A 14,692-nucleotide genomic window follows, 5' to 3' on the forward strand; every position below is an offset into this window, starting at 1 on the left:
TGTGGTGGTTGGTGGACGATTTCGGTGGCCGCGGATTCCGCCGGACCGTCACCGGGGTGGGTTGCGCGCCATGGCGGCGGGACTTCTTCCGGCGCGCAACCACCGCGTACCTGACCGGTGATGCCGGACCGGGCCGGCGGGCTCTACGCCGCGACGGCCGTCAGGCGGTCCGTCGCCGCGAGGACCGCCGGCAGGTCGAGGCCGAGCCCGGCCATGACCTCGCCGTGGTCGCCGCCCTCGGCCGGCCACCCGTGCCCCGCGCTCACGCCGTGCACCTCGCACCGCGGCAGCAGCAGCGCCAGCGCCTCCGCGACGCCGCCCTCCTGCCGGTGCTCCTCGACCACGACGAAGCGGGTATGCCGCCCGGCCAGTTCCGCGGCGGCGGCCGCCAGGTTCCGGTGGTCCAGGTACGTCAGGTGGGCGTGGCCCAGCCGGGGCCGCTGCTCCGTCGCCTCCAGGGCGAGCCGCGTGCCCTCCTCGCCGACCGACACCAGGCAGAGCTCGCCGGCCTCGCCCGGCCGCGCCCAGTTGACCAGCGGGAGCTCGCCGCCGGCGGGCCGCGGCAGGCTCTCGTACGCCGCGTTGCGGCCGGTGCGGATGTAGTGCGGGCGGCCGGACGCGGCCGCGGCCCGGACCACGGCGCGCATGTCGGCCTCGCCGTAGGGGGCGGCGATGGTCACGCCGGGGACGCTGCGCAGGACGGCCAGGTCCTCCAGGCAGTGGTGGGTGGTGCCGAACCAGGCCCCGGAGACGCCCGCGTAGGGCGCGACCACGGTGACGCCCGCGCCCAGGTAGCCGAGGGTGAGCTTGAGGCTCTCGGCCGCCCGGAGCGCGGCAAACGGCGCGAAGGTGGAGACGAACGGCCGGTGCCCGCCGGCGGCGAGGCCGGCCGCCATGTCGACCATGGCGCCCTCGGCGATGCCGAGGTTGAAGAACCGGTCCGGGTGGGCCGTCTGGAACGGGTGGTTCTTGCCGCCGAGGTCGGCCTCCAGGCAGACGATGCGCCGGTCGGCCTCCGCGAGGGCGGTGAGTTCGGCGCGGTAGGCGTCGCGCCCTGACAGGGTCATCGGATCATCCGCTTCCACTTGGCGGCGCGCGCGGCGTCGATGGTCACGTAGTGCGAGCCGGCCTTGCCCTCGACGGGCGGCAGGCCCTTGCCCTTGACGGTGTCGGCGATCACCGCGAGCGGCCGGCCGGCCTCCCGGCGGTCCTCGTCGAACAGCGCGGTCAGGGCGGCGAGGTCGTGCCCGTCGACGCGGGCGATGTTGAAGCCGAAGCTCACGAACCGCTCCGCGAGGTGGGGCAGCGGGGAGATGTCGTCGACCATGCCGTCGTTCTGGCCGCCGTTGCGGTCCACGACCAGGACGAAGTTGCCCAGCCGCTGCGCCGCGGCGACCTGGCAGGCCTCCCAGACGAGACCTTCCTGCAGTTCGCCGTCCCCCGCGACGGCGATCCCGAGGCCCTTCCGTCCCGACAGCCGCTCCGAGAGCGCCCAGCCCGCCGCGTACGGCACACCGTGGCCGAGGCTGCCGGTGGGGAAGCGCACGCCGGGCACCTTGGGGCCGGGGTGCCCGGTGTACGGGTGGCCGGCCCGCCCGTAGAGCGGGGCCGGGTTCTCCGGCAGGACGCCGCTGACGTGCAGCGCCGCGTACAGCCCGGCGGCCGCGTGCCCCTTGCTGAGCACGACCTCGGTGCCGTCGCCGCGGGAGGCGCGGTGCAGCGCCGCGATCAGGATGTCGAGCACCGACAGGCTGCCGCCCAGGTGGCAGCCGCGGGGGCTCGCCGCCATGTCGACCACCAGCCGGCGGGCCTCGGCGGCCCGCGCCTCCAGCGCGGTGTCGTTCTCCAGCAGGACGGTCATCACCGGCCCCCTTCGTCCAGCGCGAACCACCGGGTGACGGCGTCCGCCAGCACGGTGCGGGCCGTACGGGCCTCCGAGGCCCCGATCCGCTCCTCGTCGGTGTGGTCGAGCGCGGAGTCCCCCGGCCCGTAGGCCACCATCGGGACGTCCCGCCAGGTGGTGGCGAGGGTGTTCATGTCCGAGGTGCCCTTCTTGACCACGAAGCGGGGGCGCACGCCCGCCGCGCCGAAGGCCCGGGTGAACACCTTGGCCAGCGGGCTTGTCCGGCCGCCGGCGTGGCCGGGGGTCGCGCGCAGCACCTCGATCTCCACTCCGGGGCCCGCCTGGTCGAGCGCGAGCTTGCGCAGGGTGGCGAGGTCGGCGTCCGGCGGCACCCGGAAGTTGAGGATGCCGACGGCGCGGTGGCGTTCGCGGCCGGTGCTGCAGCTGATGTCGATGACGGCGCTGAGCGCGTCGGAGGCCTCGCCGCGCACGGCGTCGCGGATGTCCTCCAGGACCCGGATCAGGGCGTCGGGGGCGGACACCGCATCCATGCCGGCCGAGTGGCCGCTGGACACGCTGGCCGTCACCCGCAGCTTGAAGAGGCCGAAGTAGCCGAGGGTCAGCTTCCCGGAGCCGCTGGGCTCGCCGATGACGACCGCGTCGGCCGGGTAGTGGTCGCGGGCGTGGAAGGCGCCCTTGGACGAGGAGATCTCCTCCTCGACCGCGCCGACGACGCGCAGCTGCCCGTTCTCCGGGACCTCGGCGGCGGCCAGCACCTGCAGGAAGGTGGCCAGGCAGCCCTTGGCGTCCACGCTGCCGCGGCCCCACAGCTCGTCCTCGCGCCACTCGACGGGCCAGCGGTGCGGCACGGTGTCCAGGTGGCCGAGGAGCAGCAGCCGGCGCTCGCCGGTGCCGCGGGTGGCCACGAGGTTGCCGGCCTCGTCGATGAAGGCGTCGATGCCGTGCTCGGTGCACCAGTCGCGCAGGTAGACGGCGAGCTCGTGCTCGTCCCCGGAGACCGAGGAGATCCCGACCGCGCGGCTGAGCAGCGTCAGGTCCTCCGCCGGCTCCTCGGTCCGCCAGAAGCGGGTCCAGCCGGAGGGGTCCGCCATGGTGTGCGGGCCGGTGATGGCCACGTCGGCGGAGCCGCCCTCCAGGGCCAGCTCGGCGGCCCGGACCTTCTGCCGCATCCGGCCGCCCGCGTACTGCCGGGCCTCGCCCGGGTGGGCGTGGCGCAGCGTGGAGGCGGGGTCGGAGGGGTCGGTGAGGAGTCCGGCTGTGCCGGTGACCAGCCGCAGGTGGTCGGCGTCCAGGGCGTTGGCGAGCGCCGCCGCGAGCACGTCGGCGTCGACGTTGAGGGGCACCCCGCCGTCCCGGTCGCGGACCGGCGGCGAGAGGCAGACCACGTCGTACGCGTCGAGGAGGGCGTTCAGCCGTACGGTGTCGACGTCCTCCGGGACGCCCGCGCGGTGGTCGCGGACGACGGTGGCCCTGCCCTCGGCGGTGACGGCCTTCAGCGGGCGGTTGGCGCGCCCGGTGACCAGTCCGCCGCGGGCGGCGACGGCCGTGAAGGCGGTCAGGCCGAGGGCGCGCAGGCCCTCTTCGACGGCGGGCAGGGTGACCCGCTCGTAGGCGTCGACGAGGTGCGGCATCTCCTCGGGCGGGCAGTAGCGCACCTCGTCGCCGTTGGCGAGCCGCAGCCGGGGCATGGGCCGGCCGATGGCCGCGTAGTGCTGCTCGATGCCGACGGCGCCGCCGGCCACCAGCAGGACGCGGGCGCCCCGGCCGGCGAGCGCGGCGATCTCCTGGTGGACGGCGCCCCGGTCGAGGGTGGCGCTGCCGACCTTGACCACGTAGAGCGGCTTCACGGCGACACCGCCGTCCGGGGCAGGCCCGCCGCCTCGTCGAAGCCGCTGATGAGGTTCATGGCCTGGATGGCCTGGCCCGCGGCGCCCTTGATGAGGTTGTCCAGGGCGGCCACGACGACGCACTCGCCGTCGCGGACGGACACCGCGACCTCGGCGACGTTCGAGCCGATGACGGCCTTGAGCATCGGGAAGTCCTGCGGCGTCTTGGGCGCGGGCCGCACCCGGACGAACGGCTTGCCGACGTACGCCTTGGCGTAGGCCCGCTTGACGTCCAGCGGCTCGACCCCGGGCTTCAGCCGGGCGTACGCGGTGACCATGATGCCGCGCGGCACGTCGAGGCTGTGGGTGGAGAACTGCAGGTCCAGGGAGGCTCCCGTGAACTCCCCCAGGGCCTGGTGGATCTCCGGCGCGTGCCGGTGGCCGTGCAGCTTGTGCACCCGGAAGTTGCCCGCCCGCTCGGCCGGCGGCTCGTTGCCGCCGCGCCCGCCGCCCGTGGAGCCGGTCTTGGCGTCGACGATGACGCGGGTGGCGGCCAGGTCCGCGGCCAGCAGCGGGTGGAGCGCGTAGATCGTGGTGACGGCCATGCAGCCGGGCAGGTTGACGAACCTGCTGCCGGGGACGGCCGTCGAGAGCTCCGGCACGTAGTAGGCGAAGGGCTCCTGCGGCGGGTGCGCCGCGGTGTTCGGGTAGTGCGTGGCGATCTCGTGCGGGTCGCGCAGCCGGAAGTCGCCCGCGATGTTCAGCACCCGCTTGGCCCGCTCGGCGAGCAGCGGCAGCCGCTCCGGCAGGGCACCGGTGGGCAGGCAGCTGAAGGCGACGTCGACGTCCGGGAGTTCGGACAGCGGGCGGAACTTCAGGCCCGCCGCGCCCGGGTGGTTGCGCAGCCACGGATGGACCGCGCCGACCTGCGCCCCGGCGCTGCGCTCGGCGGAGAGGAACGCGAGCTCGACGTGGGGGTGTTCCAGCAGCAGCCGGATCACCTCGCCGCCGGTGTAGCCGCTCGCGCCGACAACCGCGACCCTGAGCTTCTCCAGCCTGGTCTCAGCCAAGGCGGGCCGCCTTCTCGTACGGCCGGACGTAGTCGCGGTCCCCGACGAGCTTGCGGATGGCGTCGGGGCGGCGGGCGACCTTGCGGAAGGCGTCGGCGTAGCGCAGCGCCCGCTCGTACTCGACGGGGGAGCGCAGCTCGCGGCAGAGGACGAGGGTGCTGTCGAGCATCCCCAGGGTCACGGGGAAGTCCTCGGGCCGGTGGTCGCGGACGGCGTCCGGGTTGAGGGTGAAGGGGTAGCCGTTGCCGAAGCCGAGGCGGTGCCGGAAGGGCAGGTGGCAGGGGATGGGCGTGTTCTGCCACTCGCGGGCCGGGACGCCCTCGGCGACCAGCAGCTCGTGCACGGCCTCCTTGACCGCCCACACCGGCAGGTCGTCCAGGCCGGCGGCCTCCGGGCGCAGCGTGATCCGGTACATGTTGTACGCGTGGACGTGGCCTTCGGGCACGTACGGGGCCCGGAACAGGCCGGTCTCCTCCAGGGCCTCGCCGAGGAGCTTCGCGTTGCGGGCGCGGACCTCGTCGTAGTACGGGAGGCGCTTGAGCTGGCTGGCGCCGAAGGCCGCCGCGACCCAGGACATCTCGTAGTCGATGCCGTGCCGGCGGACGTACTCGGCGGCCCGCTCGTAGGACGCCTCTTCCTTGAAGAAGGCGATGCCGCCCTCGCCGCCGAGCGGGAAGTTCTTGTCGGCCATCAGGCTCTGGCCGGCGGCGTCGCCGAAGGAGCCGGCGACCCGGCCCGCGACCTTCGCGGAGTGGGCGTGCGAGGCGTCCTCGACGAAGGCGATGCCGCGGCTGTCGGCGAGCGCCCGCAGGGCGGTGACGTCGGCGGGCAGGCCGTGCACGTGGACGGGCATGATGGCGCGCGTCCGGTCGGTGACCGCCGCGGCGGCCGCCTCGGGGTCCATGCAGTACGTGCGCGGGTCGATGTCGACGAAGACGGGGATCGCGTGGGCCGCGACGACCGCCTGCGCGGTGGCGATGAAGGTGAACGCCGGGACGATGACCTCGTCGCCGGGCTGCACGCCGGCGCCGACCAGGGCCAGGTGGAGGCTGGAGGTGCCGCTCGCGGTGGGGAGCGCGTGGTGGGCGCCCACGTAGGAGCGGTAGGCCTCGGCGAAGTCGCCGACGACCTTCTCCGGGGTGGCCCGCTGGGCGAGCATCAGGTTGAAGACGTCCTCCTTGGTGATGACCGGGAAGATCGTCCGGCGCAGCTCCTTGGGGATCATCTGGCCGCCGCCGAAGGCGGCGAGTTCGGCGGTGAGGTCCGCGGCGTCGGGCAGGGGCAGCGGGTGGTCGGGGAAGTCGGTGATCACTTCTCAGCTCCGGTGGTGGTCAGGGGCCGGACCGCCTGGCCGAGGGCCATCCGGATGCAGGCGGCGACGAGCGGGCTCAGCCGGTAGTTGAACTGGACGCCGGGGACCAGGTCGGCGGCGTCCTCCTGCTGCGTCCACATGGTCCGCAGGTCGTACGCGCCGAAGATCTTCAGTCGTTCGGCGCGGGCCCAGACCTTGGCGTCGTCGGTGAGCACCGCGGCCGCCGGCCCGAAGCCGATGCCGGTGAGGTCCACGACGAGGGCCGGGGCCTGTGCCGCGGCGGCCAGTTCGCCGAGGCCGGCGGCGTTGGCCGGGTCCAGGGAGATGTCGTCGAAGGCGGGGACGGCGCCCTCCGCCGCGTCGTCCCCCGTGGAGATCCCCAGCCAGGCCAGGAACGCCAGGTCCTTCTCCGCCAGTCCCGGACGGTGGATCGTGTCGCCGTGGCCGATGCCCTGGCCGGCCAGTGCGGCGTGGACGGCGGCGCTGCGGCTGTTGAGCAGGACGGCCTTGGCACGGCCGGTCTTCTTGGTCAGGAGCCTTTCCAGGCCCGGGAGTTCGCGGTCGCTCTTCTCGATGCTCATGACCACGCCGGACGTCATGACGCGGGTGAGCACGGTCGCTGTGTCGAACAGTTCCATTTTCCTCTTCGTTCCCGTCGTTCCCGTCGTTCCCGTCGTTCTCGGCTCAGGCGGCCGTGCGGTCGCCCGTGCGCCCGTACGTCTCCGCGACGTGCGCGGCCAGGTGGCCGGCCACGTTCACGCCGTGCTGGGCGGAGGAGCGGGCGAACTCCGGGTTGGCGTTCACCTCCAGGACCATCAGCTCGCCCGTGGTGCGGTCCTCGACCAGGTCGACGCCGTAGAAGCCCTCGCCCAGCGCGTCCACGACCTGTGCGCAGCGCTTCTCGATCTCGTCGCCGATCTCGACCCGGCGGACCCGGGCGCCCAGGTGGGTGTTGGTGCGCCAGTCGTCCGAGACCCGCTCGATCGCCACGACCGGGGTCCGGCCGACGACGACGACCCGCAGGTCGTGGCCCGGCTTGTCGATGTACTGCTGGACCAGGACGGGGAAGAGCTTCCCGGCGGCGTCCGCGGACTCCCGCCCGCCGACCCAGGCCTCCACGCACGCCTCGTCGCTCAGCTTGGTCACGCCCCGTCCCCACGAGCCGCTCACGGGCTTGAGGACGGCCGGGTGGCCCAGCTCGGCGACGGCCTCGCGGACCTGGTCGTAGCCGTAGGCGTGCAGCGACACGGGGTGGGGGATGCCGTGCCGGGCGAAGAGCAGGGCCTGCAGGCCCTTGTCGTTGCAGATCTCGATGGTGGCGGCGCGGTTGAGCGTCGTGACGCCGGTGAACTCCAGGCGCTGGGCGACGCCCATCGCCTCGCGGTGGGACAGGTTCCTGATCAGGGCGAGGCCCGGCGGGGCGGAACGCCCCGCCAGGACCCCCGCGAGGTCCTCCAGCAGCGTGGTGCGGACGGCGACGCCCTCGGCGCGCAGCGCCTGCAGGAGCAGCTTCTCGTCCGGCCGCAGCATCGTGACCGAGAGCAGGACCTCCGGTGCGTCGGAGCTCACTCGCCCCAGTCCTCCTCGACCTCGGGTGCGAGCTCGACGCGCACGGTGGCGTCGGTCTTCTCGACGACCTCGTGCTCCTGGCCGCAGGCGCCGCACTCGACGATCTCGCCCTTCTCCCAGTCCGCGCCGACCTCGAACGAGGTGTCGCACACCAGGCACTGCGGGCTCTCGATGGCGGTGGTCATGTCATGTCCTTTCAGGTGACCGGTACTTCGGGTGGTGGTGGGGGGTTCGTGGGCCGTGGGGGGCTTCGGGGGTGCGCCGTGCGCGGTCCCGGTCAGGCCGGGTCCACGTGCAGCGTCACCAGGCCGGCGGCCTGCTTGGTCACGGTCTCGATGTCCGCGTCCAGCGGGGCGTCGACGATCACGGAGGCCGAGCGGTGGCCGGAGTCGCGCTGGACGCCCAGCACGTCGCCGGGCAGCCGGCCGACCAGGACCCCGCGGGTCCCGGGCGCGTCGCCCTCGGCGACCGGGGCGAACAGCGGCCAGCGGTCGTCGCGGGACGGCCAGGAGACCTCGGGGCCGTCCGCGGTGACGTCGCGCAGGACGCCGTGCGGGTGGTCGAGGAAGTGCTGGCGGGCGCGGCGGCGCGGCGCGGGGTAGGAGGCGGGCTCGCCCAGGGCCAGGTCGAGCATCACGCCCTCCACCGGCTCGCCGGTCGCCAGCTCCCACAGGAAGGTGATGGCGTCGCCGGGCAGGCGGGCGGCCACCTCCATGAGGACGACGCGGCCGTCCGGGGTGAGCCGGTACTCGCCGTGGGTGTAGCCGTCCCGGACGCCGACGCGGCGCAGGATCTCGGTGTTGGCCGCGATCAGGGCCGCCTCGTCCGCGGCGCCGATGGGCGCGGGGCTGGTGTGGGAGAGCTCGGTGAAGAACGCGCCCTCGTGCTCGTTGGTCTCCTTGCCGGTGACCCCGGACCAGAAGACCTCGCCGTTCTGCACCAGCGCCTCGACCGAGAACTCGCGGCCGACCACGCGGCTCTCCACCAGGGAGATCTCGTCCTCGCCGAACTGGGCGAGGGCGTCGGTCAGTTCCGCCTGGTTCTCCACCTGGCGGACGCCGGAGCTGTAGAACCGGCCGGCCGGCTTGACCACGGCCGGGTACGCGTCGGCCGGAAGGGTGAACTCCGCCCGCTCGGCGGCCGGAACGACCTCCCAGCGCGGCGAGAACTCCGGCACGGTGGTGCGCTGCAGCAGCTTGTTGCGGCAGATCACGGCGGCGGCCGAGCCGGTGCCGGGCAGGCCCAGGCAGTCGGCGAGCACGCCCACCGGCTCGACGAACACCTCGCCGACGGAGATCACGCCGCGCACGGCGTAGCGGCGCAGCAGCGGCTGGACGGCGGGCAGGACGACGGAGATCCGCGCGTCGCTGACCTGGACGACCTCGGCGAGGGCGCTCAGCGTGTGCGACGGGTCGGCCCGTACGGCGTCGAGCCGCGCGAGGTCGGTGTCGGTGGAGACCACGGCGAGCGGGGCGAGGCCGCGCTCGCGGGCCTGCCGGATCAGCCGGCCCTGCCGGGCGAGGACGACCAGGTCGCCCATGAAGAGCACGGCTCCGGGCAGACGGGTGGCGTCGGAGGGAGTGTCTGTGGACACGGTGACAACTCTTTCTGTGGACATGCGTGCTGGTTGCGGTGACCGTGCGGGCGGCCGGGCGGCCGGGCTAGCAGAACGGCGCGAACAGCTCGCTCTCGAGCGCCTTCGACACCGCCGGCGAGATCTCGCCGAGGCTCGCGAGGCGCGCCGCGTTGTGCGCCCGCACGTCGTCGTCGCGCCCCTCCAGGGGGCTGTCCTCCGTGAGGTCGAGCAGCCACAGGGGCCGCAGCCGCGCTCCGCGCAGCGCCTTCGCGTCCGGAGACTCGATGCCCGGGTGGATCCAGCGCAGCCCGTTCTCCTGCGCGATCCGCACCGAGGCGTAGTAGACGAGGTTGAAGTACTCGGCGGCGCCCCGCACCAGCCGTTCGTAGTCGAAGCCCACGGCGCGGACGAACAGCGTGTCGCCGTGGATGTAGAACAGGCTGAAGCCCACCGGCCGTTCGCCGGGCCGGGCGCAGAACAGCACCTCGGCGCGCCGGCCCATGGCCACGCTCTGCCGCCGGAAGGACTCTCCGAGCACGTACAGGTCGTACGGGTGCCCGTAGCGCTTCTGCGTGTCGGCGAGCAGCCCGGCCGCCTCCTCGTAGCTCTCCGAGAGGGGTACCCGGGTGATCTCGTAGCCGGCCGCGGCGAAGGCCTTGACCTCCTGCTTGACCGAGTCCCGGCGGCCCTTCGAGGGCAGCGTCGCGAGCCACTCCGCCCAGCCGCCCTCGGGCACGGAGACCCAGGCGTCCGTGGTGAGCAGCACCGGAAGGGTGCTCGCCCCCGCCGCCCGCAGGGCGAGCACGTCGCCGGTGCTGACGAAGCCCGCGACGCAGGGGACGGGGCCGGACTGCGCGCCGGGAAGCAGCTCGGTGCCGGGCAGGGCGGCCGCGAGGCTCCGCACGCCGTCCAGGAGGCCCGGCGCGGCCTGCTCGGCCGTGCTGCCGCCCTTGGTCAGCAGGCGGGTCTGGTAGCCGCGCCGCTGGCCGACCAGCAGCCCGGACGGGCCCGGGGAGGGCAGGCCGCGCGCGGCGAGCTGCGTCCCCCACTGGTAAAAGGAATTGGATTCCTCCACCACGGCCGTCACGGGGACGGCGCCCTCCGGTGTGTGCACCGCTCCGGCCGTCACGCTGCCGCCGATATCGTCGGCGCAGAAGCGGAGCCAGTTACTCAAAGAGTAGAGGCAGTTACCTGCCAGCGAATCCCATTCCTTTTCGGAAAGGCCGCCGGTAGAGTCTGCGAAGGCCGATAGACCGGTCATGCTGCCGCCTCGTCATCGTTCAACGGGCGGACCGCCCGGTCCCCGGCCACTACTCGGGGGGACGTCGGACCAGATGACTGGACAGAGCTGCGCACTTCCATGAATGGAATGTTTCCGCAGTACATCGGATACCACCGTTCGGTTCCTGTCGGGGCGAACACCAGCGGAATCAAAGGTTCCCCTCAGCCGTGTCGTCGGCCCGTCCTACCGGGGCTGGCTCTGCCAGATGATGTCGTCGGCGGCGTCCTGGTTGCTGGTTACAACCACCTTTCCGGCGGCTCCCGCCCCCGTACCCGCCTGGGCCGCGGCCGCGGTCCCCCCGACCGCCCCGACAATGCCGAGCGAAACAATGAAAGAAGAAATAGCGAACTTGAACTTCATGTGAAATCCCCCCGTTATTTCGTGGCGAGTCAGGCGCCACTTCCCGATGCCCATACGGTGCCCCGGGAGGGAGACCGGACGCCATAAGAACCCCATGACGAGAAGTCGTCAGTGAGTTCTCTCCACCCTCAACCAGGCCGACGAATGAGAAGAAAATGGACAAAATCGCTACGGAGGCGGCGATCTCGCCTCTCGGTGACCTCCATGTGCTGCTCTACCGCATGGCGCTCGAGCAGGGCCGGCTCCGGCCGAGTGCGGCGGCGATCCGCCTGGACGTCCCCCAGTCCGAGGTCCGGGCCGCCGTGGAGGACCTCTCCCGGCTGCACCTGCTGCACCCCGCCGAGGAGGGGCACGGCACCGCCCCGCCGCCCGGGGAGCCCTCCGCCGGCTCCCCCCTCGACACCGAGTACGCGCCCCGCAGCCCCGACGTCGCCGTCACCCACGTCACCGGGCCCATCGAGGCGAAGATCCAGCAACTGCACCGTGAATCCGAGCGGATGAGCTGCCACGTGATGGCCATGAAGCCGGTCTTCGAGGAGTCCTGGCACGGCCACTTCACCCGGACGCCCATCGAGTACCTGACCCTGCTCGACGCCGTCCGCTCCGCCCTGGAACGCCTCTCCGCCTCCGCCCGCGTCGAGGTCGCCGCCGCCCACCCCGACCTGCCGGCCCCCGCGACGCTGGAGGAAGGGCTGCAGCGCACCACCGAGGTCATCGGACGTGGCGTGCTCATGCGGACCATCTATCCCCACTCCGTGCTCACTCATGCCTACATGCAGCAGCACCTGAGCCGGATGGTGGCGCTCGGCGCCCAGATCCGCACCACCGCCCACGTTCCCGACCGGATCCTCTTCTTCGACGCCACCACCGCCGTCCTCGCCGACCACGGCAGCTCCCCCGGCGAAGGCAAGGGCGCCCTCGCCGTCCGCGACCCCTCGCTCGTGCGCTTCCTCTACCGGTCCTGGGAGAGCGTCTGGGAGTCCGCCCGGCCCTTCACCGGAGCCACCGACGACGGATCGGCCAAGGACGAACTGCGCCGGTCGATCCTCGAACTCCTGGAGTCCGGCATGAAGGACGGGATGGCGGCCCGCCGGCTCGCCATGTCCGTCACCACCTACCGGCGCCACGTCACCGAACTGCTCGCCGAACTCGGCGCCCAGAGCCGTTTCCAGGCGGGAAGCTACGCCCGCCGCGCGGGCCTGCTGGACGGCTGACGTCCCTTGTGGCGCCCGCCCGCAACGGGCGGGCGCCGCCCGGCTGTGGCTCAACTCACCTCTTTCACAACGCAATACAAGTTGACCGTGCACATACACAGGCGGGTAGCGTCGTCACCGGCAAACGATCACGGGGGGAGTGAGCCGGGGGCCGGTGCACGTCTGCTGCGCCGGACCCGACTGTGCCTTTTTCATGCCTTGTCGACGCGCCGGACCGGTTCCGCGCGACCGAGGCTCCTCATTCACGCACAGCCCACACCGCAGGGCTCACTCGTCTTGCCCCCTGCAGTGCCACTGAAGCCCATCCGCCTCGGCAACGGCCCACTGAAGGGTGCTGACATGTCTCACCACGCCGCTCTGCAGGCCCACTTCACTTCTCTCGGCGACACCGCGCAGCCCGCTCCCGGTCGCCACGTCCTCGGCACGGTCGCGTTCGGCGAGCGCACCGGCCTCTCCCTCACGCCGCAGGGACACCCGGAACTCGCCATCCCCATGTCCTCCGCCGGCTTCGACTCCTTCCGCGAGGTGTGGACCACCGGCGCCGAGCCGGCCACGGGCACCCGCGGCAAGCTGGCCTTCACCCACGACGGCGAATACCTGTTCGTCTCCGGCACCATCGACCCGCTGCCGGTCTACGGCCCGACGGTGCGCGAGGTGTACGAGGACGCCTTCGCCCTCGTCAACGAGCTCGGCTACCCCCACATCTTCCGGATGTGGAACTTCGTCGGCGACATCATCGGCGCCAACGCCGAAGGCATGGAGATCTACCAGGACTTCGTCGCCGGCCGGGCCGAGGCCTTCGCGTCCTACGGCGACGGCACCGGCCACATGCCGGCCGCCACCGGCATCGGCACCCGCGGCGAGGGCATCTCCTTCACCCTGCTCGCCTGCCGCGAGGGCCGCCCCCAGCACGTGGAGAACCAGCGGCAGACGCCCGCCTACCACTACCCCGAGCAGTACGGCCCGAAGCCGCCGAGCTTCGCCCGCGCCACCCGGCTCCACCCGGCCGGCGCCGGACAGGGCGACGGCGCGCTGTTCGTCTCCGGCACGGCCGCCATCCTCGGCCACGAGACCGTCCACCGCGGCGACATCGGCAAGCAGACCGACGTGGTCCTGGAGAACATCGCCGAGCTGATCGGCGGCCCCAACCTGGCCGCGGCCGGCCTCGACGAGGGCCACGAGCTCAAGGACCTCCGCCTGGTCAAGGTGTACGTCCGCCACGAGGCGGACCTGCCGGCCGTGCGCGACCGCTGCGCCGCCGCCTTCGGCCCCGACACCGAGGTCATGTACATGAACGTGGCCGTGTGCCGCGACGACCTGCTGGTGGAGATCGAGGGCCTCGTCCCCGGCCAGGAGTGGACCCGGTGAACGAATCCCTCACCGTTCAGCCGATCACCGTTCCGCCGGCCGCCGCCGCGGGAGCCCCGGCCGCACCCACCGCGGTGTGGGACCTCCTCCCCGCCGAGCAGCAGCCGCAGTGGAGCGCCCACCCGGACCTCCCGGAAGTGCGCCGCACCCTGCGCGAGGCACCGGCCCTCACCACGGCCGAGGACGTTCGCACCCTGCGGCGGCAGCTCGCCGACGTGGCGCTCGGCCGGGCCCGGTTACTGCAGGCCGGCGACTGCGCCGAGGACGTCCGCGAGTGCGGGGCCGCCCACACCGCCGCCAAGGCGGCGCTCCTGACCGGCCTCGCCGGCAGGATGGGCCGGCACACGGGGCAGCCCGTGGTCAGCATCGGCCGGATGGGCGGCCAGTTCGCCAAGCCGCGCAGCCGCCCCACCGAGATCCACGACGGTGTCGACCTCCCCGTCTTCCGCGGCCACATCGTCAACTCCCCCGAACCGAACGCCCGGGCGCGCCGCCACGACCCGAACCGGATGCTCCAGGCGTACGAGGCGAGCGCGCACGTCCTGCGCGCGCTCGGCGCGGAACGCACCGGCCCGCACGGACCGTGGGCGTCCCACGAGGCGCTCGTCATGGACTACGAGAGCCCGCAGGTGCGCCGCGACCCGGAGACCGGCGACCTCTACCTGGCCTCGACCCACTTCCCGTGGATCGGGGAGCGCACCCGCCAGCCGGGCCTGGCGCACGTGGAGCTCCTCGCCTCCGTCACCAACCCCGTCGCCTGCAAGATCGGCCCGTCCGCGACCGCCGAGGACGTGGTCCGGCTCTGCGGCGTCCTCGACCCGCACCGGCAGCCCGGCCGGCTCACGCTGATCCTGCGGATGGGGGTGCGGGCGCCCGGACTGGCCATCGCCCCGATCGCCGAGGCGGTGCGGAGCGCGGGCCACCCGGTCATCTGGGTCAGCGATCCCCTGCACGCCAACACCGTGCAGACGTCCTCCGGCCTCAAGACCCGCCGGCTCGATGACGCCGTCGGCGAGGCCGTGGCCTTCCGGCGCGCCCTCGAAGAGCAGGGCCTGCACCCCGGGGGCCTCCACCTGGAGACCGCGGCGGCCGACGTGACCGAGTGCGTCGGCGGCCCCGTCGCCGGCGAACACGCCCTGTCCGAGCGCTACGAGACGCTCTGCGACCCGCGCCTCAACCCCGCGCAGGCCCGCGAGCTGATCGACGCCGTCTTCTCCTGACACCCCCGCCGGCCCTCCCGGACGGGCCGGC

Annotated in this window: 14 protein-coding genes; 3 read left to right on the forward strand and 11 right to left on the reverse strand. The window is 73.2% G+C overall.

Annotated features, from left to right (window positions below):
• Positions 1-143: 143 nt before the first annotated feature.
• The 11 genes from ACFZCD_RS06345 to ACFZCD_RS06395 form a co-directional block, all read right to left on the reverse strand.
• Positions 144-1,067: a transketolase gene (locus ACFZCD_RS06345; protein WP_391828473.1), complete on the reverse strand. Its 924-nt coding sequence runs from the start codon at positions 1,065-1,067 to the stop codon at positions 144-146.
• Positions 1,064-1,861, reverse strand: a complete 798-nt coding sequence (locus tag ACFZCD_RS06350; protein WP_391828475.1) for a 1-deoxy-D-xylulose-5-phosphate synthase N-terminal domain-containing protein — start codon at positions 1,859-1,861, stop codon at positions 1,064-1,066. Before ACFZCD_RS06350 ends, ACFZCD_RS06345 begins: the two co-directional genes overlap by 4 nt.
• The gene (locus tag ACFZCD_RS06355) at positions 1,861-3,711 is read right to left on the reverse strand and encodes a M20/M25/M40 family metallo-hydrolase (RefSeq protein ID WP_391828477.1); all 1,851 of its coding nucleotides are present in this window, start codon (positions 3,709-3,711) and stop codon (positions 1,861-1,863) included. The genes ACFZCD_RS06350 and ACFZCD_RS06355 overlap by 1 nt, the downstream gene beginning before the upstream one ends.
• Entirely contained in the window at positions 3,708-4,760 is a 1,053-nt protein-coding gene (gene argC, locus ACFZCD_RS06360) for an N-acetyl-gamma-glutamyl-phosphate reductase (protein ID WP_391828479.1), read from the reverse strand. The genes ACFZCD_RS06355 and argC overlap by 4 nt, the downstream gene beginning before the upstream one ends.
• Positions 4,753-6,072, reverse strand: a complete 1,320-nt coding sequence (locus ACFZCD_RS06365; RefSeq protein WP_391828481.1) for a DegT/DnrJ/EryC1/StrS family aminotransferase — start codon at positions 6,070-6,072, stop codon at positions 4,753-4,755. The genes argC and ACFZCD_RS06365 overlap by 8 nt, the downstream gene beginning before the upstream one ends.
• Positions 6,069-6,710 carry a degT/DnrJ/EryC1/StrS aminotransferase gene (locus ACFZCD_RS06370; protein WP_391828483.1) on the reverse strand — a complete coding sequence of 214 codons (642 nt, stop codon included), beginning with the start codon at positions 6,708-6,710 and terminating at the stop codon, positions 6,069-6,071. Before ACFZCD_RS06370 ends, ACFZCD_RS06365 begins: the two co-directional genes overlap by 4 nt.
• 46 nt (positions 6,711-6,756) lie before the next feature.
• Positions 6,757-7,641 carry a RimK family alpha-L-glutamate ligase gene (locus tag ACFZCD_RS06375; RefSeq protein WP_391828485.1) on the reverse strand — a complete coding sequence of 295 codons (885 nt, stop codon included), beginning with the start codon at positions 7,639-7,641 and terminating at the stop codon, positions 6,757-6,759.
• Entirely contained in the window at positions 7,638-7,826 is a 189-nt protein-coding gene (locus ACFZCD_RS06380) for a lysine biosynthesis protein LysW (RefSeq protein ID WP_391828487.1), read from the reverse strand. Before ACFZCD_RS06380 ends, ACFZCD_RS06375 begins: the two co-directional genes overlap by 4 nt.
• 92 nt (positions 7,827-7,918) lie before the next feature.
• Positions 7,919-9,235: an acetyl-CoA carboxylase biotin carboxylase subunit family protein gene (locus ACFZCD_RS06385; RefSeq protein ID WP_391828489.1), complete on the reverse strand. Its 1,317-nt coding sequence runs from the start codon at positions 9,233-9,235 to the stop codon at positions 7,919-7,921.
• Between the two features lie 67 nt (positions 9,236-9,302).
• Positions 9,303-10,391 (reverse strand): GNAT family N-acetyltransferase, encoded by a 1,089-nt coding sequence (locus ACFZCD_RS06390; protein WP_391828491.1) that lies wholly within the window; start codon positions 10,389-10,391, stop codon positions 9,303-9,305.
• Positions 10,392-10,682: 291 nt separating this feature from the next.
• Positions 10,683-10,859: a hypothetical protein gene (locus ACFZCD_RS06395; protein ID WP_391828493.1), complete on the reverse strand. Its 177-nt coding sequence runs from the start codon at positions 10,857-10,859 to the stop codon at positions 10,683-10,685.
• Positions 10,860-11,014: 155 nt separating this feature from the next.
• On the opposite strand from ACFZCD_RS06395, the gene ACFZCD_RS06400 reads away from it, so the two are divergent.
• From ACFZCD_RS06400 to ACFZCD_RS06410, 3 genes are all read left to right on the forward strand, one after another.
• Positions 11,015-12,073: a response regulator transcription factor gene (locus ACFZCD_RS06400; protein WP_391828494.1), complete on the forward strand. Its 1,059-nt coding sequence runs from the start codon at positions 11,015-11,017 to the stop codon at positions 12,071-12,073.
• A 339-nt stretch (positions 12,074-12,412) separates the two neighbouring features.
• Complete coding sequence (locus ACFZCD_RS06405) at positions 12,413-13,441, forward strand: FkbO/Hyg5 family chorismatase (RefSeq protein ID WP_391828496.1); 1,029 nt, start codon at positions 12,413-12,415, stop codon at positions 13,439-13,441.
• Positions 13,438-14,661 carry a 3-deoxy-7-phosphoheptulonate synthase gene (locus ACFZCD_RS06410; RefSeq protein WP_391828498.1) on the forward strand — a complete coding sequence of 408 codons (1,224 nt, stop codon included), beginning with the start codon at positions 13,438-13,440 and terminating at the stop codon, positions 14,659-14,661. The genes ACFZCD_RS06405 and ACFZCD_RS06410 overlap by 4 nt, the downstream gene beginning before the upstream one ends.
• Positions 14,662-14,692 lie beyond the last annotated feature (31 nt).

Source organism: Streptomyces sp. NPDC008001 (assembly GCF_042958085.1).
Taxonomy (GTDB): domain Bacteria; phylum Actinomycetota; class Actinomycetes; order Streptomycetales; family Streptomycetaceae; genus Streptomyces.

Bases quoted from the DNA above. Each gene is read 5' to 3' on its own strand.
- ACFZCD_RS06405 (WP_391828496.1), top strand. From the start codon at position 12,413: ATGTCTCACCACGCCGCTCTGCAGGCCCACTTCACTTCTCTCGGCGAC.
- ACFZCD_RS06395 (WP_391828493.1), bottom strand. From the start codon at position 10,859: ATGAAGTTCAAGTTCGCTATTTCTTCTTTCATTGTTTCGCTCGGCATT.
- ACFZCD_RS06370 (WP_391828483.1), bottom strand. From the start codon at position 6,710: ATGGAACTGTTCGACACAGCGACCGTGCTCACCCGCGTCATGACGTCC.
- ACFZCD_RS06350 (WP_391828475.1), bottom strand. From the start codon at position 1,861: ATGACCGTCCTGCTGGAGAACGACACCGCGCTGGAGGCGCGGGCCGCC.
- ACFZCD_RS06345 (WP_391828473.1), bottom strand. From the start codon at position 1,067: ATGACCCTGTCAGGGCGCGACGCCTACCGCGCCGAACTCACCGCCCTC.
- ACFZCD_RS06400 (WP_391828494.1), top strand. From the start codon at position 11,015: ATGGACAAAATCGCTACGGAGGCGGCGATCTCGCCTCTCGGTGACCTC.
- ACFZCD_RS06380 (WP_391828487.1), bottom strand. From the start codon at position 7,826: ATGACCACCGCCATCGAGAGCCCGCAGTGCCTGGTGTGCGACACCTCG.